Below are 22,194 nucleotides of genomic sequence, written 5' to 3'. Positions count from 1 at the left end.
TATATTATTCCAACTCATCAATAAGTGCTTGCATCTCACCGATTTCACGCTTTTGTGCTTCGATAATGTCATCAGCAAGCTGACGTACACGTGGATCTTCGATATCAGCACGCGAACTGGTCAAAATAGCAATCGAGTGATGCGGTATCATCGCCTGCATCCAATCCACTTGATCGACCGTTTGTTGTGATCTAACGCCCCATAAACCAAAGGCAAATAGCACGACACTAATCCCATAAACCATTAGATTGACCTTAGTCTTTTTATACATATTGGTCATAAAGGCGAGCATAATAATAGCCATCATAGCGCCCATATATAACGCCATATAAGCTCTGGTTTCGCTAAAATAAACGTGATCCCATTGATAAGTATTAAAATACATCATGATAAACATCACCACTGTGGATGTTAAAATCATGATTGTGAACTTTACATAAGGGTTCATTTGCTTCTGTTTATTATCCATATGGTTATTCATATTCTTGTCCTTAATTTAGTAAAAAGGCACCTAAATAAAGAGGTGCCTTTTTTTAGAGCTAGTGTTATAAACTGTTGTTACTTACATGGTTAACACTAGAACCAAAACATCACACCAGCAGTCAGACTATTAGAATCAACGTCTTCGTCCTCTTGACGACGTAAGTCTCGCGCATCACCCAAGGCGCTCTTGTAGCTGAAACCAACATAAGGCGCGAGCTGACGACTGAATGTCTCATAAGCCAGCCTAACTTCAGCTTCAAACTCATTAAATCCTTTAGTAATACCGTTATCGGTATCATCTTTACTAAAGGCAGTCAGCTCCAGCTCTGGTCTGACCACCCAACGCTGATCTAAGCGCCACTCGTACGCTGTCCCAAGATCAAGCTGGACTTGACCATCAGTATATAGATAAGCTCTTGCGTCAGTCTCAACGAAGTACGGCGCCGTACCAACAATGCCTGCCATGATTGCGGACTTATCGTTTTCAGTATTATAAGCAATACCCGCTTCTCCATTCCAGAAGATACCGAGCGGCTTCCAATAAGCGAGTGAGGTTAAGCTATCAATTTCTTTATCATCGTTAGTTTGAGCACTACCTTCACTGCGTAGAGTGACACGATTACTATCAGTACCGTACCACGTATCAAACTCAAAATCGATTTGGTCATTCTCAAACTGATAGCCCAAAGTTTCTACTGACACACCCCATAACGGTAAGCTATCCATCATCACAGGCTTACCAAAGCGACCATAGGGAACACCGTTCGAGTAGTCAGGACTGCGAGCATCAGCTGGAGCTTTACCACCTTGCATACCTCCTGACATATCCATACTGCCATGGTCCATGCCTGACATATCCATGCCACTATGATCCATACCTGACATATCGCCCGACATATCCATGCCACTGTGATCCATATCTGACATGTCACCTGACATATCCATACCACTGTGATCCATATCCGACATATCGCCTGACATATCCATACCACTATGATCCATATCTGACATATCCATACCAGACATGTCCATGCTGCTGTGATCCATATCTGACATATCCATACCAGACATGTCCATACTGCCATGATCCATGTTCGACATCTCAGCAGCGTTTGCTAAAGGTGACATTAGTAGCATCAAAGATGACATGCCAATAAACGGTAGACCTACTTTATATATTTTCATAATAAGGCTCATATTCGAAGGTTTATTAAACAACGGCAACTTCTCTAAACATCCCTGCTTCCATGTGATAGAGCAAGTGGCAATGCCATGCCCATCTGCCAGCTTCTCCGGTGACATCAAAGCTTATCTTTTGTGCAGGCTGTACCATTATCGTATGCTTACGTACTTGAAACTCACCTGAAGGCATCCGCAGATCGCTCCACATACCATGCAAATGCATGGGATGATTCATCATGGTGTCATTGACTAAGGTAATACGCACGCGCTCACCCGGCTTAATATTGACCGGTGCGGCATCTTTGAACATAACCCCGTCTAGAGCCCAAATATAGCGCTCCATGTTTCCCGTCAGATGTATTTCAATCTCTCTGGTGGGTTTGCGCTGCTCTGCCATTATCTCATCGCCGACAGAGCGCAACTGACTATAATTCAAAACCTTTCTATCAATGTTACGTAGATTAATACCAGGGTCATCAAGGTTCATACGCGGACTATCAACGCGCATATCGGACTTAAAGTCATATTCTGTTTTGGCATGTTTAGCGTTATAGCCATTCGATCCCATGGCGCCCATCATGTCGGCCATCGTCAGCCATTCGATTTTGTCCATAGCAGGTATCGCAGGACGAGCACCTTTTTTGGTAGCAAGCGTTGTCGCAACATAGCCTGACCGATCTATGTTTTGAGCAAATATGGTATGCGCGTCTTTAGTGGGCGTCACGATGACATCATAAGTCTCGGCCACCCCAATACGGAAATCATCGATATCGACGGGACTGACATCAATCCCATCCGTCGCGACGACTTTCATTTTTAGGCCGGGGATGCGTACATCAAATATCGTCTGCGCTGAACCATTGATAAAGCGTAGTTTGACAGGCTGTCCAGCCTTGACAAGTTGCGTCCAGTTAGCCGCTGTCGTTTTACCATTCATAAGATAAGTAAACGTGGTCTCACCAGATAAATCAGTAAAATCAGTCGGCATCATGCGCATCTGGTTCCACACTTTACGTTTATCATAAGCCGCCTCAAGATCCGTAGCGGCAATATCGGACAATAGCTTTTTAAAGTCTGGCAGATGATAATTATCAAAGTCAGCACGCTGCTTAAGTAGTTTTAGCAGATTATGCGGATCGCGATGCGTCCAATCACTAAGCAGGATAACGTGATCTTCCTCGATAGGATAGCGTTCGCGCCCTTTAGGTTCAATCACAATAGCCCCGCGCATACCGGTCTGCTCTTGGAAGCCAGTATGCGAGTGATACCAATAAGTGCCTGACTGTGTCAGTTTAAATTTGTACGTGAAGGTGCTACCCGCAGGAATACCATCAAAGCTGATACCCGGTACGCCATCCATCTCAAACGGCACTAAGAGGCCATGCCAGTGAATAGAGGTCGACTCATTCAGCTGATTATGGACTCGAATGGTGACCGTATCGCCTTCTTGCATCTTAAGCGTTGGCGCAGGCAGTGAGTCATTTATCAGCGTTGCCATGCTTGACTTGCCGTTGACCGTTATCATCTTCTCACTGACATAAAGATCAAATTCATTACCCGTTAGTATAGGTACAATGTGATCGGCTCTATCACTATTGACTACGACATTTTGGCTTTTAGTTAAAGCACTATTAGCCATCGTCGGTAGTGTGGATAGCATCGACGCGCCGAGCAAGGTGGATGACCCTGTCAAAAAACGCCTGCGGTTAAATCTGTTTTTATTCATAATATTGACCTAAGTTAATCCATGAAATGAGAGTTGAACTTATATATCTGATAACTTATTAATAGAACTACATCTGCTGCGCTGGCGACTCAATAGCCGCATACACTTGAGTGCTGCCATCCTTGTTCAATTGCATGACTTTATAGGGCATAAATTTATCTTGATATTCCATGCCCGGACTACCAACTGGCATACTCGGTACCGCAAGACCGATGGAATCAGTTGGCGGATTGGCTAGAAACTGTGCCATGTATTTGGCAGGAACGTGACCTTCAAAAACATAACCATTAGTAGTGACGGTGGTATGACAAGAGCGCATTTGCTGCGGGACACCGTAACGCTCTTTAAATAAAGATAAATCTGTAACGTCTTGCGCAGTTGCGCTTAGACCATGACCTTCGGCATAGCCTACCCATTCTTTGCAGCAGCCACAATTAGCATCTTTGTAAACTGTAGCCGAGACGTTTTGTAGAATTGTCGACCCAGTACCTGAATTAGCACTGACAGACATCATTTGCGGTTGTGGTTGCTCTATTTGAGCACTTTTGGTGGCAAGCGTTGGCTCAGTTTGAGTAGAATTTGAAACACTAGTATCGGGCTGACTACAAGCCATTACTGTTGACGTTGCTACTAGTAAAAGAGCAGAAGCTGATACCTTTTTATGTCCATTGCCCATTATATTTATATAGCGTCTCATAACTTACTCCTAAGCGTCTGCTTATCTGTTGAACTTTCTAAAGATTTATACCCTATAACTAGTAGTATAGGCAAAGTTTAAATCCCAAAAGGCAGCACTATTTAACACTGCGCTTTTATAAAGGAATATGGAAGAATTAATGCTGCATTCCAGCTCCACCTTCTGACATATCCATCATGTCGCTATTCAGTGACATATCCATCATGTCATCATCCAGTCTAGTGGTTAGCATGGTATACTGATTCTCATTTAACTCAGGTAGTGATCTAATAAAAGCGACCATTGCCCACATTCTATCGTCGTCATGAGAAGCACCCCATGCTGGCATGCCTGATGCCATAATACCGTGCTTAATCGCCCAAAAACTTTGCTGAGCTCCTGCATCCGTTTTATAACGATCAACTACTTGCGCATTAGTGAAATTAGGTGGCTTAGGGTATAGGCTCTCACTAAAATCAGTGCTCTCTACCCCAGGAGACAAATGGCAGCCTGCGCACATATCTTTGTAATCGGCACCGCCTGAGCTAATCATCTCTACTTTTTCTAAATCTGGAACAATAATGTCCTTGCTAGCGTAGGCTATTGAACGGGTGCGAGCCGTCTCCAAGAAATTATAAACCAATGGACTATGTCCTTGATCAGCGCCAATATTAATGACACCACTCATAACCACAGTAAAGACACCAACAATAGCGACCACGACAGTGAAAAGTACTCCTAGTAAAAACTTCATGGGTTTATCCTATAATCCATTTTCTTTAATACCCTACTCTTAGCGTCTACAAATATTTCCTACAAACCCTTATTACTGATTGATGAAACTATCTAGCAGTAATAAAGGATTTATAAAATCAATGTTTAAGAGTCACTTTTATCTGTTACGCAGTGTTTTTGGTACATTTGCTTCATTTTACCCATGTTAGCCATCATCGCTTTCATGGCAGGATCGCTCATGTCCATCTTGCTATGATCCATTTTTCCCATCATATCCATATGCTTTTGCATTTTTTCACAGTTCATTTGATCTTTTTCAGCATGCATTTTAGGATCATGTGCTAGAGCTGAGGTTGAAACGACTAGAGCGACGGCAGTGGCTACGATTGCTTTAGGTAAAGACTTTGATTTAAAGAGTGACATGGTTAATCCTTAATTGATTTAGTTGAGGGTACATAAAGCTTTAGGATATTAATTCAGTCTAAAGCATAACCAGTCTAAAGCATAACTTATTGATTCTGACAGAGAGATGACAGCAAGATGACAATATTGTCATCTTGCTACTTTTATATTTTAATCCGGCACGTATTCATTTAGTATGGCATCAGCATTTCTATCACGATCGCTACCATATTTTTTTATAAAATACTTTTCAGACTGCAGATGTTGATCTTGATGCTGAACTTGGCAAGCGACTCGTGCATCAACATAGCTTTTCATTTGAGCATCAGACATCTGCGCGTTATTGTGATCTAGATTTCTGGCAAACGTAGTTAAGTTATCGCAATTATCGATAATTGAAGTGCTTAGATTGGTAGTATGCGCATTAGCTGCTGATATACCGATAAGCATCGAAGCGGATAGCAGCACCACTTTTTTGAATGAACGATAGCTTTTCATATAACATCCTTAATAAATTATTAAATATTGAAACTAATTACCTGTAGTAATAATTCATAGTAGCTACTCGTATCAAGAATGAGCCGCTATGTACTATAGGTATAGATTAACAAACGAAGACTGACCATTTGATGACGAGCGCATGACATCTTTGTCAGATACCAGTCCGTTTTGTCATTTATATTGATTTGGGTATTATAAAATCATAATTATATTGAAGGATTACTATGAAAGTACTACTAGTAGAAGATGAATTAAAACTCGGCGAATATGTAAAAAAAGGCTTAAGTGAAGCAGGCTTCATTGTTGATCATCAGCTGACAGGTTTAGATGGCTACCATGCTATGATGACTGAAGAGTTTAGCGTGATACTCATGGATGTTATGCTGCCTGATGTTAGCGGTTTTGAGCTAGTACGTAATTACCGAGCGGCTGGCAAGCATACGCCAGTGTTATTTCTAACCGCAAAAGATGATTTAGATGACAAAATCAAGGGGATTGAGATTGGCGGTGATGATTATCTGACCAAACCTTTTGCCTTTGCAGAGTTAATAGTCAGGATAAAAAGCTTATTACGACGCGCCAATCAAGCCGACTATAAAAGTACGCTCATGCAAATAGCGGATCTCAAAATGGACATTGCCAAGCGCACTGTACATAGAGGAGACACGCCCATTAAACTAACCGCAAAAGAGTTCTCCCTATTACAGTTTCTATTAGAGCGCCGCGGTGAAGTATTACCACGCTCAATCATTGCTTCACAAGTATGGGATATGAACTTTGATAACGATACTAATGTGATTGATGTGGCAATAAGACGTCTGCGTATAAAAATAGACGATGAGTTTGATACCAAGCTAATTCATACTGTGCGTGGCATGGGCTACCGATTAGATGCTGTCGACGTTTCAGCTAGTAATAAAGCTGCCAGCGAAACGGAAGATAGCCAATATGATAAATAGATTGGACAATCGACGCTTACCCTTACTATGGCGAACTGTGTTTTTATTGACGATATTTGTCGTTTTATCGCAGTTGATAGTCTATATCTGGGTACAGCACTCTGTTAAAGGCCATTTTGAGCAAATGGATGCTGAAATCATTACCCACGCAGCCTTTAATCTACGTAAGCGCGTAACAGAGGCGGATAACCAAATAGCCTCTCAGACACTACCTAAGCCTCAAAGTCCATCAAACACTCAACAACCGCTAAGCTCGAAAGCTTCTTCAAATCTACTTCCTACAATAGCCACAGAAAATGATGATCACCTGCATTCATCAGCGCTAGATTACGATCTAAAAACTATCATTGCTGATAAAGAGGGGCGATTGCTATCTAGTACTCCCAAAAACTTTGCTAATGAATTAAGTGCCGACTTTAACCTATTATCATTACAGCAAAATCATGATGACAGACAGTTTGTAATAAATATTAAAGACAGACGTTATCGAGCTATGGTTATTGGAGACGATGACATGCTTGCCCTTATCGCCTTACCCATTGACGTGCATCATCAGTATTTATTACAGTTTAACCGTCAACTTAGTCTGATCCTATTTGCCATCACACTACTGTTGGTTTCAATAGCAGCCTTAAGCGTGTATTGGGGTTTTGCCCCTTTATCCACTATCGTGCAAAGGATGAAAGGTATTCATCCTGAAAGATTGAGCGAAAGAGTAATAGTTAGTGATATGCCATTAGAGCTAAGACCTTTAGCAGAATCCTATAACTCGATGATGGCTAAGCTTGAAAGCAATTTTGAGTCGTTGTCGCGATTTTCAGACAATATCGCGCATGAGCTACGCACGCCAATAGCGACGCTGATTACGCAAACGCAAGTCATGTTAAATAAGCCTAGAGAGGAAGAGGAATATGTCGAACAATTACATCAGCAACATGACACCTTAGAGCAATTATCGGCGATGATTAACAACATGCTACTGCTAGCAAAAACCCAAAAAGGACTGAGTGATTCGCAAGTGACTACTGTAGATACTGAGGTCCTAATCAATAAGCTGTTAGATTACTTTGAAATGATTGCCGAGGATCGTAAAATAACTTTTGTAAAATTAGGAGATTTTAAGGCAGTATTAGGCGATGAAGGTTTATTACAAAGGCTATTTGCTAATCTGCTATCAAACGCGATCTACTACGCCGCTAGTAATAGCGTCGTCACAATATCAGCCACTGTCAACACTCCAAATACTTCCGTTAATAATTATAAGATGCTTGAAGACGATCAAAGTAACACTCAAACCGCGAAGCAATCTTGGCTAGAGATAACTTTTACTAACCTTCTAGAAAAACCTCTAAACCAAAGCGAAGCAGATCGATTGTTTGAGCGCTTTTATCGTCATGATAAAACTAGCCAGCACCATTCAGGATCAGGTTTGGGTTTATCTATCGTTCAGGCTATTGCTAATGCTCATAAAGGGACGGTCAATATCACTAACAAAGATGAGTATTGTTTTGAAGTTACTGTAGGATTATTGATTGCTAAGTAGCATACACCTCAATATCCTAGTGTTCAAAATATTAATAATATGTAGACCTACTATAGGTCTATTTTATTTTGATAAGTCGAAAGGCTCTGAATGCTATTATTCATATAGTGTATAAGGCTAGATTATGAAGTCTAATTTTCTTAGGTGATGTTGTTGATATGGGGGTTTGTTCCAGACAAGGCACAAAGCGACGATAATGCAGATGCCTTAGCGAGATTTGTAACGCAGTATGGGGCAATTTTAGCATCAGCCCTCACGACAACAACAGGGACAGGACTCTTTTTTGCCGCTTCATCGTTAAAAATAAGCGCTTAGAATGACTAAACTTATTATTTTTAACATCGAATCGCCTAAAAAATAGTCGCTGTCAGTGCCATGGTCGAATGTTCAACACGCCCTATATTTTTTTAAAATTGAGGACAAATCTATGAAAGCCGTATCGTATGTTATCAATAACCATGATGATTTTAAAAATTCATTGGTAGATATTGAAAAAGCGAAGCCTACGCTTAAAGAGCGTGATGTACTAGTAAAAGTTCAGACAATCTCTGTGAATCCAGTGGATACCAAAGTGAGAAAAAATTCGTCTGAAGCAGACGATCGTATTTTAGGTTGGGATGCCGTTGGGGAAATTATTGAAATTGGCTCAAAAGTTACCTCGTTTAAAGTAGGAGACTCTGTTTGGTATGCTGGCGATTTAACCCGAGATGGTAGTAATGCTGAGTATCAAGCAGTCGATGAACGAATTATCAGTCTTAAACCAACTACCGTATCTAATGCAGAAGCAGCAGCATTGCCATTAACTGCAATAACGGCATGGGAAATGCTGTTTGATCGGCTTCAAATTTCAGAAACCGAAGTTGGCAGTATTTTAATTATTGGTGGTGCAGGCGGTGTAGGATCAATCGCTATCCAACTCCTAAAAGCAAAAACAAATCTGACCGTTATAGCAACAGCATCACGTGAAGAAACGAAATCTTGGGTGGAATCATTGGGTGCCGACCATGTCATTGATCATAGCAAAGATTTAAATGCACAAATCGAGACACTAGGCATTGCAAAACCAAAATACGTATTCTCTACCAATCATACAGAAACCTATATCAAGCAAATAGTTTCTCTGATTGCACCACAAGGCAAGCTTGGATTGATCGATGATCCACAAACATTTGATATTATGCCGTTTAAGACTAAATCTATTTCTATCCATTGGGAGTTGATGTTCACACGTTCAATGTATGAAACCGATGATATTGAAAAGCAAGGTGATCTATTGCAACAGGTTGCCCAATTAGTTGACCAGCAAAAAATTAGAAGTACCCTCAACCAAAATCTAGGCAACATTAACGCTGCAAACTTGGAGAAGGCGCATAAGTTGCTTGAATCAGGCAAGTCAAAAGGCAAAATTGTACTAGAAAATTTCTAGAGCGTGTCCCTAATTCAAGCGTTTATGACTAAATGGGCTAAAAATGGCTAAATCTTTGGCAAACGGTGTCAAATAGCTGACCAATATCTTGATATTACCTGCGCTATTTTTCTTGTTTGCCTTTAATTTATCTCATTTTTATCATCATTTTTAAAATAGGGACAAGCCCTAAAACAAATTCAAGGTGAAATAATGACTATTTCAATAATTGCGAACTTTAAGGCAAAATCAGATCAAAAAGAGACGTTAGAAGCGCTTTTAAAAAGTGTAATAGAGCCTACGCTTCAAGAAGAAGGATGAACCGCCCCCGGTAGTGTTCAAAATTCTGTCGCAACAATGCGACCCTTATAACCTAGTGCTTTCATAGTTTTTTTAACCTTACGCATACCCCATAATTTGATAAAGGCTTTCTTTTGACCCTGTAGTAGATCATCTAAGTTATCACCGACATGGTGAGTATTGGTAAACGTGATTAGATACACTGCACCACCTTGAGTCGTCCAGTTGTCCATACCTGTACTTAATTCTTGTCTTCTACCCTCACTAATTTAGGCTGAACATACAGGGCACACCCAAACAGAAACACAGCGTTGAACATTACTAAAATGAGCCTTTTCTCTTTTCTCGTTATATCTAACATCAATCCCACTGTCGTTTGAAATGCGATACCGTAGGCAACCCCTGACCCTTTCAGTGGGTAATAATCGAATTGACTCATTTTGTAACTCGTACTTTTCGGCTCGTTTTAGGGCATCCCTCTGTAGCCCTTTATCTTCAGGCGTGGCCTGCAATTTCTTATATATACCGAGAGATTAAACAACGAGAACAGACAAATGGCGAACATCAACGCACAGCAGAACGATTTACTCACCAAGTTATTAGGGAAGTCCAAAATGAGATAAACCCACAGCAGAGCAAGGGCATGGAACGCTAACGTCTCTTTATGACATTTTGCTCAGGGTTTTCATTAAAAAACAAGATTGTGCTTTAATTCGTAACTAGCTATAATCATTAGACTTTCTATAATACAAGGCAATAAATATGCAAGCACATTGGTTATTTTTGGCAGGGGCAATTTTGAGCGAAGTTTTTGCATCCTCAATGTTAAAATTGAGTGAGGGTTTTTCTAAGCCTTTGCCAACTGTTGGGGTTGCAGTTGGGTTTATCGTGTCATTTTATTGCTTATCATTGGCACTTAAAACTTTGCCGTTAGGTACGGGATATGCTATTTGGGCAGGGGTCGGATTGGTTTTGACATCTTTGGTTAGCATCATGTTTTTTGGTCAAAAAGCCGATTTAATGGGAGTTATTAGTATTGGATTAATTTTGCTAGGCGTGATTTTACTTAATACCATGTCGCATATGTCAGGGCATTGAAATCAATAAAAAAAACAACCGCCAAGCATGGCGGTTGTTATGTGTAGAACAATGCGACTTCAAGTGTGAACCGCCCCGACTATATCGGAGTCTGGTTTACTTGAGTCAGGCAGCTTTGTCTGACTCACTAAGACTATCATAGTATCGTCTCTCAAACTCAAAGGGCGACACATAACCAATTTTACTATGCAAACGGGTTTTGTTAAACCAATCGACCCATTCAAGGGTTGCCAGTTCAACATCGTTCCCACCAGTCCAGTTTTGCTTTAAATAATGAATCACCTCGGTTTTATACAGCCCGTTAACCTTTTCAGCCAACGCATTGTCGTATGAATCACCTTTGGTACCAACAGAGGCAATGACGCCAGAATCCGTCATCCTAGAAGTATAGCGAATGGATAAGTACTGAGTCCCGCGATCACTATGATGAATGATATCTTTGGGATGGTTTCTATCTGCTATTGCTTGATTTAATGCCGCCATTACCATATCAGTATTCATACGATTAGAGACTTTCCAGCCCACAATAGCGCGGGCAAACACATCAATGATAAAAGCGGTATAGACCCAGCCACTCGTTGTCTTGATATAAGTAAAGTCTGCAACCCACAACTGGTTAGGGCGATGGGCCGTGAAATCACGGTTGACTAAATCATCAGCGCGTTTTTGGTCATCACGGCTGTTGTTGGTAATCTTGCCTTTGCCACGCCAGACGCCTTGCAGACCATGCTGTCTCATTAATCGCTCAACCGTGCAGCGTGCGATATGGATACCATCCGCTCTCATCTGCTGCCAGACTTTACGCGCACCGTAACGGCATTTACTGTCCTGTCAAATACGTTTCATCTCACTGATATAATAGTCGTCATGCTGACTACGCTGTGAACGTTTTTCAGGCGTTTCTCCTAGCTCTTTAGCCCGCTAATAGATAGGTTTGTCTGCGTCCACCGATACTACTGCTGACATATAAAAGGGAAACCAGCTCGATGCTGGCATAACGGACAAGCCATGCTGCGCCAATAGGATCTGAGATGGGGGTATTCATTATGAGTGGCTCAATCGATTATAGATAAGCTATTTTGCGTAAAAACAATTATGAATGCAATATAATGATTATAATGAGGCATTATTGCATTAAAACGATTTTCGTATGACATTGCGATTCCTTTAAATCAAGACCAAAGATCACGTTGAGTCGATATTTAAAACACCTCAGCTATTAACCTGCTTTAAGACACGATAAACGGTAGCTACGCCAACACCAACCGCCTTAGCGATCTCTTCTTTTATCATATTGTTTTGACTGGCCAATGCTTTAATACGATTGTGTTTTGCGGTATTGGCTTTCTTACCAGTGGGTTTATAGCCACTGTTGGCCAATCCTTGTTTAATGCGCTCTCTACGCTTGTCATTATCAAGCTTTGCCATGGTCGCTAATAAATCGATCAGCATATCGTTAATCACTTTTAGAATCTCACCTGTCATACCGTCACTCATCGTATGTGTGGTTGGTAGTCAGCCACCACCAATCGTAAGCCCTTGTCTTTAATACGCTGCTTTAGAATCGCAAAATCATCTTGAGATAGCCTGCTTAACCTATCCACGCTTTCAACCAATAAAATATCGCCTTGCTCGGCGTCCTTTAGCAACTTAGCTAATACTGGTCTATCGAGCTTTGTACCACTGAAGTGCTCAACGTAATCAACATAGCTATCACCATAGCGGCTACTGAAGGCAACCAAATCTATTAATGCTCTAGTAGCGTCTTGGTCCTTAGTGCTGGCTCTCACATAAATACGAACGGACATAATGCCCCTCTATTACTTAGACTTAATAATTGATGTTCATTGATAATAGCAAGATATTACTATCATTTAATATCAAAAAAAGTCAAATGATAGATAGGTTATCGTTTAGAGGTTTTATGTTTTGGGTATAGTGCAATGGGAAGATAGAACTAAGACAATTAAAGAGCTGATTAAAGAACTCCAAAGTTTTGGGGATCAAAACTTGATTGTTATGATAACTAATGATGAAGGTGAAACATTTAACTCGGTAAAGTTGGTTAGCAAAGGGTTTGTAGCTAATAAAGATGATCCTGATAAATATAAGAAAGTTTATTTTGCTTTACACTTCTAAGCTTTAAGACCATCTAAGACAGTTAGTTAGTTTTTTTAATCCCTAAACCCATGAAAATCGGTTGGGGGATGATTTTTTTGCCGTGTGCAGAGAAAAGCAAGTCAAAGATTTTTTTACTAGCTGCTTTAGCGATAACCATTATTTAAGACAATCTCGTTAAAGCAGCTATGACCTAACCTTTAAATGTTAAAAGTAAAGGGTAAATTTGAAAAATTAAGGAGTTAAAATGACTTTACGACATTCTTCTTCACGCTTTTCGAAAATTTCATAACCTTTAGCAGCGTCAGACAAATTCATACGGTGAGTAATAATAGCTTCAGGTGATAAATCACCATTTTCAATATACTCTAATAACTGTGGTAAATACTTGTGTACATGGGTTTGGCCCATTTTGAAAGTAAGCCCTTTATCAAAAGCGTCACCAAATAAGAAACCATGAATGGGTCCTGCATACACACCAGGAACACTAACGACCCCGCCACGACGCACAGCTGCAATACATTGACGTAAAGCTGCACCACTTGACCCTTCAATTTTCAAATTGGTCATTATTGTTTCTAGCATACTGCCTTTGGCTTCAAAGCCAATCGCATCAATAACGCCGTCAACGCCGCGATGTCCTTTGGTCTGTTCAATGATGAATTCAGCAGCATCTACCTTATCGAAATTAACCGGAATAGCCCCGTACGTATCTTTGGCATACTGCAAACGGTAGTCATTATGATCTACCACGAAGATCTGCTCAGCGCCTAACATTTTGGCACAAGCTGCTGATAACAACCCCACAGGACCCGCACCATAAATAGCTACGGTTGAACCTTTAGTAATATTGGCATTAGTCACGGCCTGCCAAGCAGTTGGTAAAATATCTGATAAAAATAAAACCTTCTCATCTGACAGTGAGCCATTTACTTTGAACGGATTAAAATTACCTTTAGGAACCCGTACAAATTCTGCTTGTCCACCAGGAATCCCACCATATAAATGGCTAAAACCAAATAAAGCAGCCGGTGGCGGAATTATTTTTTTATTAATAGCAGCGCCTGGGCCTGTATTTGTAGTCTCACAAGCGGACATTAGGTCATGCTGACAGAAAAAGCAGTTACCACATGCAATAACAAAAGGAATAACAACTCTATCGCCTTTTTTAACAGCAGTGACTTCAGAGCCTACTTCTTCAACCACACCCATAAACTCATGACCGAAGATATCGCCTTCCTCGGTTGCAGGCATTTTGCCACGATATAAGTGTAAATCTGAACCACAAATTGCAGTTGCAGTCACACGTAAAATAACATCATCTTTTTCTTGCAGTTTAGGCTCTGGGACATTGTCCACTCGCACATCTTTAGCACCGTGGTAAGTTAAAGCACGCATAATTTCTCCAGTTAAGTAAAGCTTGCAAAATCTCGATAAACAATAATCTGTGATAATACAAGATGAAAGTTATTAGAATTAATGGTTTATGTTATCTAAGTTAAGTATTACTCAATTATATTAGCACCTTGAAAAAAAAGATTTATAATCAACGTGTGTTAAAAAGGTTGCGTGTTGTAAGTAAAAAATTGTAGTGGTCAACTAGGGTGTGTTGACATATATAGAATAATCGATAATCATAGTGTTATGACTAGATTAACCCTAAGTGATGCCCAGTGGGCAAAGATAGCACCGTATTGTTCAGGTAAAGAGACCGATGTTGGTAGAACAGCGGTAAATAATCGACTATTTATCGAAGCTGTTCTATGGATTGTCCGAACAGGTAGTCCGTGGCGAGACTTACCCCCTGAATTTGGTAACTGGAACAGTGTTTATAAGCGCTACCGTCGATGGGTAAAAAGCGATAGATTCAGTAAGCTATTTAATGCTCTGAATGACTCAGATTTAGAGTATGCCATGATTGATGGCACTATTGTTAAGGTACATCGTCATGGACAAGGCGCAAAAGGGGGGCTTGTCATCAGGCAATTGGCAAATCAAGAGGCGGTATGACCACTAAAATCATGGCAATGGTTGATGCATTAGGCAACCTTGTTGATTTTACTTTATTGAAAGGACAACAGCATGACATGGCTGGCGTTAAACCTTTAATTAAAGACAAAGAGTTTGGTGCACTGCTTGCCGATAGAGCCTTTGACACGGATTGGCTACTGCTAGACTTAGAAGAGCGTGGTAGCAAAGCGGTCATACCCCCTAAACGCTCTCGTTTAAAGCAACGAGATTTCGATAAAGAAATGTACAAGTGGCGTCACTTAATCGAGAACTTCTTCTGTAAGCTGAAAGATTTCAAGAAAATTGCCATGCGTGCTGAAAAAACGGATGAGTCGTTTGCTGCTAATATCTATTTAGCAGCGACGATTATCCATTTACGGTAATTGTCAACACACCCTAATTTAGGACACTAATAAAATTCAAACATACATCGCCATTCCTTATAACCCTGAGTCGAGAACGGATAATAATTATAAGCGTTGGGGCAACTTTTATGACCGCCAAGATCTTGTAGTGGCATAATTAAATCGGACCATGTTTAAGAGGTTATACTACCCCAAAGAGGATAATTAGTATGACTACCAAACGCCAAAAATACACCCGAGAATTCAAGTTAAAAGCCATTAGCTTAGTCGTTGAGCACAAACGCAAAGTTGCTGAGGTTTCCCAGTCGCTAGGCATTGGTACTTCCACCTTAGACAATAGGTTGACGCGCTACCTAGCGTCTAAGTTTATGAAAGGCATGGGACTAATGAGCTGTCAGCTCAAGACGCATAAATACCAGCAAGCTGATCAAGAACACAAAGCCCATGACAATCTCTTAGATCGCAACTTTAGCCCAGAAGCGCCTAATCAAGAGTGGACAGGTGATGTAACCTATGTCCGTATCAAAGGTGGCTTTAGTTATCTAGCCGTTGTTTGAGATTTGTATGCCCAGCGTGTGGTCGGCTTTTCTATGCCAGACTCACCTGACAGTGCTCTGACCGCTAAAGCGCTGCAGATAGCGTATCAAACCAGACTTAAACCTAGTGGCGTCCTGTTTCATTCCGATCAAGGTACCCATTACACCAGCAAGAAGTTTGCTGATTCAGTCGCTGGTTGTGACGGTATGATACAAAGTATGAGCCGTCGTGGTAATTGTTGGGACAATGCCCCAACTGAAAGGTTCCTCAGGAGTTTTAAAACGGAGTGGATGCCAAAGAGCGGTTACGAGGATATGGATGCAGCATCGGCCGCCATTATTGATTATATCTGGGGCTACTATCAAACCGTGAGACCGCACCGTTTCAATGATTATTTATCACCAGCAAATGATTATTTATCACCAGCAGAAAAAGAGAGACGTTACTTTAACCAAAATCTCTTATCAGCTGTCCTAAATTAGTTGACCACTACACTTTTAGCCTGTCAACGATAAAATCTATCATCGCCAGTACTCGGTTTGGCGATGGGCGATGTCCGGGGTAGACCGCATAGAGATTGATCAGCTGATGTGTAAAAGAAGTAAGCACACACTCTAAACGTCCTGCTTTAAGGTCTTCCTCAATGTCGAATTCACCTTTTACAACCACACCTGCACCATTAATAGCCCATTGGCGTAGTACACCTCCATCATTGGCCAATCTGTTGCCGGATATTTTAACTGCAAATGATTTTCCTTGTTCGATAAAGTGCCATTCCGATTGCGAAGCGTTGGGACGAGCTAAAACCAGACAGTTATGCTGTAAGAGCTCTCTAGGATGCGTGGGCTTCCCGTTGTTTACCCAATAAATCGGGGCTGCACATACGTAGCGCTTTTGACTCATTAATCGGCGTGCTTTGAACTCTGAATCGACCAGAGGTCCGGTTCGAATGGCGAAATCAAAGCGTTCACCGATCAGATCCACGACACCATCCGATAGATGAAGATCCACTTTTATTTGTGGGTGTAACTCTAGAAATTCATCAATGATCAATGGTAATCGAGTACGACCAAAATCATTGGTTGCTGTAAAACGAATGGTTCCTCGTAGTGGTCCATTTTGATTAACATGATCAAGCGCTTCTTTTATTTTTCCGAGTATGGAGCGGCAGTGATGCAGAAACTGCTCTCCCTCCGGTGTAAAGTACATGCGCCGAGTAGTACGCATAATCAGTGTTACGCCTACGTACTGCTCTAATTTTTGTAATGCTTGCGTGACTGCTGAGGGAGCGATGTTCCTTTGTCTGGCTACTCCAGCCATAGAGCCGATATCGTGAATATCCACATATATCTGCATTAAGTCAAGTCTGTCCATTATTCAATATTCCTGAATAAACTATTCTTTATATGGTTAATTATTAGTTGATTTAAATATTGTATCATAAAGACCAATTAACGATTTAGGCAGAATAAAATGACAACACCACTGATACAGAGCAATGATGGTCAAGGCTCACTGAAAGGCAGAAAATTTTTTATTGTTGGTGCAGGCTCAGGAATGGGGGCGGCGCTTGCAACGATGGCGGTCGCTCGTGGCGCCAAAGTGGCCTTAGCTGGGCGAAAGCAAGATAAGTTGGATAAGGTTGCAGCAGAACTGGGTGACAGTGTATTAGGTACTTATGCGCTAGATATTAGTGATGCGAAGCAAGTTGATGTAGCACTTGCAGAGCAGGCGCCATACGATCACATTGTATCGACCGCTGCTGATCTGGTGTTTAAGCCATTTTTAGAGTTGTCGGATATGGAGATTCAAAGTATGGTTGCCAGCAAGCTTTATGGTCCGATCAACTTAGCGCGTAGCGCTGATAAGCACCTGACAAATTCAGGCTCTGTGTTATTTTATTCAGGCCTTGCCGCTTATCGACAAGGAGTAGGCTCGTCTATTGTTGGTGTTGTAAACATCGCATTAGAAAGCCTTGTGGCTAATTTAGCCATTGAAATGAAACCAAAACGTTTTAATGTTATTTCTCCCGGAGTCGTCGATAGCGCAACTTGGGATATGCTCAATGATGAAGATAAAGCTGCTCTCTTTAATGATGTCGCTCAATCGCTTCCTGTTGGACGAGTTGGTCAAACGAAAGACCTCTCTCACGCAGCATTGGCTATTCTTGAAAATGGCTTTATTAATGGCACCGTGGTCAATGTTGACGGCGGTGGTCGTATCGCCTAATCTATAAGACAATTAATTTTTGATACCAGCCACTGCTAGTGGCTGGTTTCTATCAAAAAAGTTGACGTTACCTAAGGAGATATAATGCAACCTCATATGCTTGTCGTAGGTGGTTCAGGTGTGACCGGAAACGGGGCTGTTGTCGCATTACAAGATGCTGAGTGGAAGGTAACAACTCTTTCAAGAGCGATTGAGCCTCCCCATGAGACAGCACATTTATCTGCTGATTTACTTGATAGAGCTTCACTACAGAAGCATTCAGACAGTCTGGCCCATGTGACTCATATTTTTTATGCAGCAATCAAACCCTCCGATGATGCAAAGACAGAAGCGGAAGAAAATAGCTTGATGTTTAAGAATATCATCGAAAGTGTGATAGCCGCTGGGGCGGATTTGAAGCGGGTGATATTTCTGCAAGGGGGCAAGGTTTATGGTGCTCATCTTGGTGTGTATAAAACGCCAGCTCGAGAGGATGATAGCCGTCATTATCCACCAAACCTATATTTTGAACACGAAGACTATGCTCGCACGTTAGAGAGTAAAGGTATCAGGTGGACCGCTTTGCGACCGGATATCATGATTGGTCATTCGCTTGGTTCTGCTATGAATATGGGGAACTTGATTGGTCTCTATGGTACGTTATGTAAACACTTTGGCGTTGCTATGCAATTTCCGGGTTCTGCAGCGGCTTATAGTGTATTGATCAACTTTACGACTGCGAGTTTATTGGGTGAGGCGGTCGTGTGGGCGGCCGACAACGAAAAGGATGGTGCTTATAACGTTACCAACGGTGATGTATGTCGCTGGAAGTATCTCTGGCCAAAAGTGGCGGAATGGTTCGGACTGGATGTCGGCGAGCCACAGCCAATTAATCTTCAGCAACGTTTGAATCAGGCATCAGATTCCGAATGGAAGAATATTGCAACTCGATATGACTTGCGAGAGCCTGATATTAATCGTATTGCTCAAGGCAGTTTTGGTGACTTCCTTTTTCATGTCGAAACCGATGGGATATTTGATGTGACGAAAGCTCGTCAGGCTGGATTCAATGAAATGAGTTTGCGTACAGATAATGAAATCATTGAGCATTTAGACAACATGGTAAAAGATGGATTAATTCCCAATCCCCAAACTATGTAATGATTGTTTTTCTCAAATTTTTTTGAAAGTCATCATTAGATTAAAAAAGTTGCTGGGTATCAAGAAGCTGGTGTCGTCACGGACGAGACGTTTAATCACAAGCTGAATGAGATTATCAGTACGCTTTAAGCTTTGATGTAACTGAAAGAGATGAATAAAAAAACACTCAACTTGGTTGGGTGTTTTTTGTTAAATAAATCTCTAGACAATAAGTAAAGGTTAGTACTCTGCTTCACTAACTATTGTGCTATCTTTAGAGTTGTTGCCAAATAACTAAAAGTAGTTTGTTAAAAGGAATTTGAAAGTGGCCGAAAACTCTAAAAAAGAGCAGAAACCACCCTCGATGTTAGAAATGAGTGAAATGCTTGATAGGGTTCGGAGTCAAATGTACCCGTTATCTTACTGTAGTGGTCAAATATTTTTAGACAGTACTTAAGAGGTTTTTGTTGAAATAAAGTCTCTCTTTCTCGCTCGGTGTTAAATACTCATTAAAGCTGTGTGGTCTTACACTTTGATAATATACCCAAATATAATCATTTACTGCCTGCCGAGCCTCATAAATATTGTCATAGCCGTTTTTTGGCATCCACTCTGTCTTAAAGCTTCTAAAGAACCTCTCTGTAGGTGCATTGTCCCAACAGTTGCCTCGTCGGCTCATACTATGCGACATACCATTGCACTTGGCTACGCATTTAGCATACTCTTCACTGGTATAATGACTGCCTTGATCTGAATGAAACAGCACGCCACTAGGTTTAAGTCTGGTTTGATACGCTATCTGCAGCGCTTTAGCGGTCAGAGCACTGTCAGGTGAGTCTGGCATAGAAAAGCCGACCACACGCTGGGCATACAAATCTCAAACAACGGCTAGATAACTAAAGCCACCTTTGATACGGACATAGGTTACATCACCTGTCCACACTTGGTTTGGTGCAGTGGGCGCAAACTGACGGTCTAGTATGTTTCCATAAACTTTATGGAATTTTTCACAACGCCTGTACTTATGTGATTTTATAAGAAATTCTACGTTTGAGCTGTGTTAGTTTAGGGGATAGTTACAGAGCCTACGCTTCAAGAAGAAGGGTGCTTGAAATATGAGCTTTATATTTTAGCGAAAATGACTCGAGTGAATATTTCTTCTTAGAAGAATGGCGTAGCAGGGAGGATTTAGATATCCATATGGCCTCTGATTATATTCAAAGTTTATTTGGTAATATCCAATCGCTCATTGAATCAAGTGATATTGTAGAAATCAAAAAAATATAGCTGTATATAGAAAATACCGCTAACCTTTAAGCTTAGCGGTATTTTTTTGTCTATTACTTCTACAAATTAACCTTCTATAAAAAACCCTACTCAGCTGCATCTATCTTTTCATTGAGCGCGTCTGCCATGGCATCATCGATAATATGATCTTCGATATAATTGACGACAGCGTGGACAGTAGTCAAGTCCATCTCTCTGATGCCTAATTTATTGAGCTCAGCGTTAATAGACTCTAAGCTTATGACATCGTCAGGATTTCCCAATAAATGCTCGTCAAAACCGTCGTGAACGAACCAATAAAGCTTCTCAAGTACGGTGTTCTTTTCGGTCAAAGTCGAGTAGCCATCGCCTTGTATAAATAAGTTAAAATGATACGGTATTTTGATATCGTTGATATAAAAGGTGCGTAGACAGTCGATGGTAAAAGCTTGTGCATTATCAATGTCATCATTAGCGCTCTCTTTAACAAGCTCGCCCAATAGCTGATAGTCGCCTACTTTGATTTTATGATTATAAATAATAGCGGCGTCGCCAATAGCGTCAAAAATCACGGCGCTGATATCTAAGGTATTATCGTCGATGTCATAAAAGGCTTTTAGCGCGGGCAAAAACTCGGTGAGCTGATCGTCAGGCACTTCGGTCAAAAACTGCTGCTCATAGATAGTAATCATGTCATCAGGAGAATAGAGATTGACGTTATCTGTCTCATTTCTACCTGTGGGTATCAGTGGAATCAGGTTAAAGGGATTGTTATTGGTCATGCAAAGCAGCCTTGTACTAGAGATTTGCGGTATTGATGTCTGTGGCTATTATTCTAGCGCGTAACACCGATTAGGGCGTCACAGAATCTATAACGAGCATTATCGCTTATTTAGGCTTGTTTTGATATATGCTCTACTCTCGCAAAACTCCAAGTATAAAAGTAACAGGGTTAAGTGGCACGTAGACTAGGGTTTTAGTCTCATAGACTTATAAGTGGTTATATAGGCGATTGTCTTACATATCGCAAATCGACATTGCTGATAACTATGGATTTATCGGATCATTTGTCAAAAACCCTCTATAGCTATTTTCTAAATAGCTCTTAGAAGATAGCTATAGAGAGTTAAGTCATACTCTTATAGAGTCATCATATAGTATCGTTTATCACGATATAACAAGGCAACTCTTCGATCTTAAATTCTGGGCTAAATGATAATATTACTTCAAACTAAATAGCCATACTAACCGGACTAAATTCTTCTTCTATAGGACTTTGTCCGACTGCGACTATCCTTATAGGTACCGCAAAAGCCCAAGCTCTACCATGATTACAATAAAAATAATCATTATCAAAAGACACGATATAAGCGGTGAAGTCGTTACCATAGTGATCTAACATGGCCTCCTCATCACTCTCATCGCTTATAGCGCACCAAACTTTTGTACTGCCACTCATCAGCATTGAACGGGTCAAATCACTACCTACTATTTTAGTACTATTCATCATAAGCTCCTTAATTATTGAAACTCTAAAATG

General features: G+C 40.9%; 24 protein-coding genes and 4 pseudogenes. 12 read left to right on the top strand and 16 right to left on the bottom strand.

What is annotated here, in order from left to right; genetic code table 11:
• Nucleotides 1-4 precede the first annotated feature (4 nt).
• The 7 genes from W234_RS0106060 to W234_RS0106030 all read right to left on the bottom strand — a co-directional run bounded on the left by W234_RS0106060 (nt 5) and on the right by W234_RS0106030 (nt 5,702).
• Nucleotides 5-481 (bottom strand): DUF305 domain-containing protein, encoded by a 477-nt coding sequence (locus W234_RS0106060; RefSeq protein WP_037059145.1) that lies wholly within the window; start codon nt 479-481, stop codon nt 5-7.
• 95 nt (nt 482-576) lie between these two features.
• Complete coding sequence (locus W234_RS0106055; RefSeq protein WP_025645681.1) at nt 577-1,668, bottom strand: copper resistance protein B; 1,092 nt, start codon at nt 1,666-1,668, stop codon at nt 577-579.
• A gap of 25 nt (nt 1,669-1,693) precedes the next feature.
• The gene (locus W234_RS0106050) at nt 1,694-3,391 is read right to left on the bottom strand and encodes a copper resistance system multicopper oxidase (RefSeq protein WP_025645679.1); all 1,698 of its coding nucleotides are present in this window, start codon (nt 3,389-3,391) and stop codon (nt 1,694-1,696) included.
• A gap of 67 nt (nt 3,392-3,458) precedes the next feature.
• Nucleotides 3,459-4,088, bottom strand: a complete 630-nt coding sequence (locus W234_RS0106045; RefSeq protein WP_025645678.1) for a DUF411 domain-containing protein — start codon at nt 4,086-4,088, stop codon at nt 3,459-3,461.
• Between the two features lie 136 nt (nt 4,089-4,224).
• Entirely contained in the window at nt 4,225-4,821 is a 597-nt protein-coding gene (locus W234_RS0106040) for a c-type cytochrome (RefSeq protein WP_025645677.1), read from the bottom strand.
• 125 nt (nt 4,822-4,946) lie between these two features.
• Entirely contained in the window at nt 4,947-5,225 is a 279-nt protein-coding gene (locus W234_RS0106035; RefSeq protein WP_025645676.1) for a hypothetical protein, read from the bottom strand.
• A gap of 150 nt (nt 5,226-5,375) precedes the next feature.
• Complete coding sequence (locus W234_RS0106030; RefSeq protein ID WP_025645674.1) at nt 5,376-5,702, bottom strand: hypothetical protein; 327 nt, start codon at nt 5,700-5,702, stop codon at nt 5,376-5,378.
• A 227-nt stretch (nt 5,703-5,929) separates the two neighbouring features.
• Between W234_RS0106030 and W234_RS0106025 the strand changes: the two genes are divergently transcribed.
• The 4 genes and pseudogenes from W234_RS0106025 to W234_RS14655 form a co-directional block, all read left to right on the top strand.
• Nucleotides 5,930-6,664 (top strand): heavy metal response regulator transcription factor, encoded by a 735-nt coding sequence (locus tag W234_RS0106025; protein WP_025645672.1) that lies wholly within the window; start codon nt 5,930-5,932, stop codon nt 6,662-6,664.
• Complete coding sequence (locus tag W234_RS0106020; RefSeq protein WP_025645671.1) at nt 6,654-8,207, top strand: ATP-binding protein; 1,554 nt, start codon at nt 6,654-6,656, stop codon at nt 8,205-8,207. Before W234_RS0106025 ends, W234_RS0106020 begins: the two co-directional genes overlap by 11 nt.
• 427 nt (nt 8,208-8,634) lie before the next feature.
• Nucleotides 8,635-9,633 (top strand): zinc-binding alcohol dehydrogenase family protein, encoded by a 999-nt coding sequence (locus W234_RS0106010; RefSeq protein ID WP_025645670.1) that lies wholly within the window; start codon nt 8,635-8,637, stop codon nt 9,631-9,633.
• A 192-nt stretch (nt 9,634-9,825) separates the two neighbouring features.
• Nucleotides 9,826-9,930 (top strand): annotated as a pseudogene (locus W234_RS14655) (putative quinol monooxygenase); the annotation flags it as partial.
• 20 nt (nt 9,931-9,950) lie between these two features.
• Here W234_RS14655 and W234_RS0106000 read toward each other — a convergent pair.
• Nucleotides 9,951-10,145, bottom strand: a complete 195-nt coding sequence (locus tag W234_RS0106000) for a hypothetical protein (RefSeq protein WP_025645669.1) — start codon at nt 10,143-10,145, stop codon at nt 9,951-9,953.
• A gap of 529 nt (nt 10,146-10,674) precedes the next feature.
• On the opposite strand from W234_RS0106000, the gene W234_RS0105990 reads away from it, so the two are divergent.
• The gene (locus tag W234_RS0105990) at nt 10,675-11,010 is read left to right on the top strand and encodes a DMT family transporter (RefSeq protein ID WP_025645667.1); all 336 of its coding nucleotides are present in this window, start codon (nt 10,675-10,677) and stop codon (nt 11,008-11,010) included.
• 105 nt (nt 11,011-11,115) lie between these two features.
• On the opposite strand, the pseudogene W234_RS13755 reads toward W234_RS0105990, so the two are convergent.
• From W234_RS13755 to W234_RS13750, 3 genes and pseudogenes are all read right to left on the bottom strand, one after another.
• Nucleotides 11,116-11,931 (bottom strand): annotated as a pseudogene (locus W234_RS13755) (IS3 family transposase); the annotation flags it as partial.
• Nucleotides 11,924-12,055: a hypothetical protein gene (locus W234_RS14850; RefSeq protein ID WP_264673169.1), complete on the bottom strand. Its 132-nt coding sequence runs from the start codon at nt 12,053-12,055 to the stop codon at nt 11,924-11,926. The pseudogene W234_RS13755 and the gene W234_RS14850, both read right to left, overlap by 8 nt.
• A gap of 167 nt (nt 12,056-12,222) precedes the next feature.
• A pseudogene (locus W234_RS13750) lies at nt 12,223-12,818 on the bottom strand (recombinase family protein).
• 130 nt (nt 12,819-12,948) lie between these two features.
• Between W234_RS13750 and W234_RS0105975 the strand changes: the two are divergent.
• Nucleotides 12,949-13,149, top strand: a complete 201-nt coding sequence (locus W234_RS0105975; RefSeq protein ID WP_156923965.1) for a hypothetical protein — start codon at nt 12,949-12,951, stop codon at nt 13,147-13,149.
• A gap of 213 nt (nt 13,150-13,362) precedes the next feature.
• Here W234_RS0105975 and W234_RS0105965 read toward each other — a convergent pair whose 3' ends face one another.
• Nucleotides 13,363-14,526, bottom strand: coding sequence for a zinc-dependent alcohol dehydrogenase (locus tag W234_RS0105965; protein ID WP_025645663.1), 1,164 nt, complete (start codon nt 14,524-14,526; stop codon nt 13,363-13,365).
• Nucleotides 14,527-14,772: 246 nt separating this feature from the next.
• Here W234_RS0105965 and W234_RS14315 point away from each other — a divergent pair.
• The 3 genes from W234_RS14315 (at nt 14,773) to W234_RS13745 (ending at nt 16,522) form a co-directional block, all read left to right on the top strand.
• Nucleotides 14,773-15,521 (top strand): IS5 family transposase gene (locus tag W234_RS14315; protein ID WP_156923961.1). Its coding sequence is split into 2 segments (ribosomal slippage): nt 14,773-15,103 and nt 15,103-15,521, totalling 750 coding nucleotides; the frame shifts between segments, so codons are not numbered across the junction.
• A gap of 191 nt (nt 15,522-15,712) precedes the next feature.
• A complete protein-coding gene (locus W234_RS14310; protein ID WP_084212630.1) occupies nt 15,713-16,060 on the top strand; it encodes a transposase in 348 nt (115 codons plus the stop codon).
• A 3-nt stretch (nt 16,061-16,063) separates the two neighbouring features.
• Nucleotides 16,064-16,522: an integrase core domain-containing protein gene (locus tag W234_RS13745; protein WP_084212629.1), complete on the top strand. Its 459-nt coding sequence runs from the start codon at nt 16,064-16,066 to the stop codon at nt 16,520-16,522.
• A gap of 7 nt (nt 16,523-16,529) precedes the next feature.
• Here W234_RS13745 and W234_RS0105945 read toward each other — a convergent pair whose 3' ends face one another.
• Nucleotides 16,530-17,414 (bottom strand): LysR family transcriptional regulator, encoded by an 885-nt coding sequence (locus W234_RS0105945; RefSeq protein ID WP_025645657.1) that lies wholly within the window; start codon nt 17,412-17,414, stop codon nt 16,530-16,532.
• Between the two features lie 99 nt (nt 17,415-17,513).
• Here W234_RS0105945 and W234_RS0105940 point away from each other — a divergent pair, with 99 nt between their 5' ends.
• A complete protein-coding gene (locus W234_RS0105940) occupies nt 17,514-18,269 on the top strand; it encodes an SDR family oxidoreductase (RefSeq protein WP_025645655.1) in 756 nt (251 codons plus the stop codon).
• A gap of 84 nt (nt 18,270-18,353) precedes the next feature.
• The gene (locus W234_RS0105935) at nt 18,354-19,409 is read left to right on the top strand and encodes an SDR family oxidoreductase (protein ID WP_227501895.1); all 1,056 of its coding nucleotides are present in this window, start codon (nt 18,354-18,356) and stop codon (nt 19,407-19,409) included.
• Nucleotides 19,410-19,830: 421 nt separating this feature from the next.
• On the opposite strand, the gene W234_RS13740 is transcribed toward W234_RS0105935, so the two are convergent.
• The gene (locus W234_RS13740) at nt 19,831-20,262 is read right to left on the bottom strand and encodes an integrase core domain-containing protein (RefSeq protein WP_084212628.1); all 432 of its coding nucleotides are present in this window, start codon (nt 20,260-20,262) and stop codon (nt 19,831-19,833) included.
• 201 nt (nt 20,263-20,463) lie between these two features.
• On the opposite strand from W234_RS13740, the pseudogene W234_RS13735 reads away from it, so the two are divergent.
• Nucleotides 20,464-20,675, top strand: a pseudogene (locus W234_RS13735) (putative quinol monooxygenase); the annotation flags it as partial.
• A gap of 86 nt (nt 20,676-20,761) precedes the next feature.
• Here the strand turns inward: W234_RS13735 and W234_RS0105920 are convergent.
• Both W234_RS0105920 and W234_RS0105915 read right to left on the bottom strand, forming a co-directional pair.
• Nucleotides 20,762-21,436, bottom strand: coding sequence for a hypothetical protein (locus tag W234_RS0105920; protein ID WP_025645651.1), 675 nt, complete (start codon nt 21,434-21,436; stop codon nt 20,762-20,764).
• 449 nt (nt 21,437-21,885) lie between these two features.
• Nucleotides 21,886-22,161 carry a hypothetical protein gene (locus tag W234_RS0105915; RefSeq protein ID WP_025645649.1) on the bottom strand — a complete coding sequence of 92 codons (276 nt, stop codon included), beginning with the start codon at nt 22,159-22,161 and terminating at the stop codon, nt 21,886-21,888.
• Between the last annotated feature and the right edge of the window lie 33 nt (nt 22,162-22,194).

Origin of the sequence: Psychrobacter sp. TB15 (assembly GCF_000511655.1) — a bacterium.
GTDB classification, from domain to species: domain Bacteria; phylum Pseudomonadota; class Gammaproteobacteria; order Pseudomonadales; family Moraxellaceae; genus Psychrobacter; species Psychrobacter submarinus.
Note: the sequence above shows the minus strand (reverse complement) of the source record. Positions and strands in the feature narration are given on the sequence as shown.

Excerpts from the sequence above, each read along its gene's own strand:
- W234_RS0106020 (WP_025645671.1), top strand. The coding sequence starts at position 6,654 with ATGATAAATAGATTGGACAATCGACGCTTACCCTTACTATGGCGAACT.
- W234_RS0106030 (WP_025645674.1), bottom strand. The coding sequence starts at position 5,702 with ATGAAAAGCTATCGTTCATTCAAAAAAGTGGTGCTGCTATCCGCTTCG.
- W234_RS0105990 (WP_025645667.1), top strand. The coding sequence starts at position 10,675 with ATGCAAGCACATTGGTTATTTTTGGCAGGGGCAATTTTGAGCGAAGTT.
- W234_RS0106025 (WP_025645672.1), top strand. The coding sequence starts at position 5,930 with ATGAAAGTACTACTAGTAGAAGATGAATTAAAACTCGGCGAATATGTA.
- W234_RS14310 (WP_084212630.1), top strand. The coding sequence starts at position 15,713 with ATGACTACCAAACGCCAAAAATACACCCGAGAATTCAAGTTAAAAGCC.
- W234_RS0106045 (WP_025645678.1), bottom strand. The coding sequence starts at position 4,088 with ATGAGACGCTATATAAATATAATGGGCAATGGACATAAAAAGGTATCA.
- W234_RS14850 (WP_264673169.1), bottom strand. The coding sequence starts at position 12,055 with ATGAATACCCCCATCTCAGATCCTATTGGCGCAGCATGGCTTGTCCGT.
- W234_RS0105965 (WP_025645663.1), bottom strand. The coding sequence starts at position 14,526 with ATGCGTGCTTTAACTTACCACGGTGCTAAAGATGTGCGAGTGGACAAT.
- W234_RS0106040 (WP_025645677.1), bottom strand. The coding sequence starts at position 4,821 with ATGAAGTTTTTACTAGGAGTACTTTTCACTGTCGTGGTCGCTATTGTT.
- W234_RS0105915 (WP_025645649.1), bottom strand. The coding sequence starts at position 22,161 with ATGAATAGTACTAAAATAGTAGGTAGTGATTTGACCCGTTCAATGCTG.
- W234_RS0106000 (WP_025645669.1), bottom strand. The coding sequence starts at position 10,145 with ATGGACAACTGGACGACTCAAGGTGGTGCAGTGTATCTAATCACGTTT.
- W234_RS0106050 (WP_025645679.1), bottom strand. The coding sequence starts at position 3,391 with ATGAATAAAAACAGATTTAACCGCAGGCGTTTTTTGACAGGGTCATCC.
- W234_RS0106060 (WP_037059145.1), bottom strand. The coding sequence starts at position 481 with ATGAATAACCATATGGATAATAAACAGAAGCAAATGAACCCTTATGTA.
- W234_RS0106035 (WP_025645676.1), bottom strand. The coding sequence starts at position 5,225 with ATGTCACTCTTTAAATCAAAGTCTTTACCTAAAGCAATCGTAGCCACT.
- W234_RS0105940 (WP_025645655.1), top strand. The coding sequence starts at position 17,514 with ATGACAACACCACTGATACAGAGCAATGATGGTCAAGGCTCACTGAAA.
- W234_RS0105920 (WP_025645651.1), bottom strand. The coding sequence starts at position 21,436 with ATGACCAATAACAATCCCTTTAACCTGATTCCACTGATACCCACAGGT.
- W234_RS0106010 (WP_025645670.1), top strand. The coding sequence starts at position 8,635 with ATGAAAGCCGTATCGTATGTTATCAATAACCATGATGATTTTAAAAAT.
- W234_RS0106055 (WP_025645681.1), bottom strand. The coding sequence starts at position 1,668 with ATGAAAATATATAAAGTAGGTCTACCGTTTATTGGCATGTCATCTTTG.
- W234_RS0105935 (WP_227501895.1), top strand. The coding sequence starts at position 18,354 with ATGCAACCTCATATGCTTGTCGTAGGTGGTTCAGGTGTGACCGGAAAC.
- W234_RS0105945 (WP_025645657.1), bottom strand. The coding sequence starts at position 17,414 with ATGGACAGACTTGACTTAATGCAGATATATGTGGATATTCACGATATC.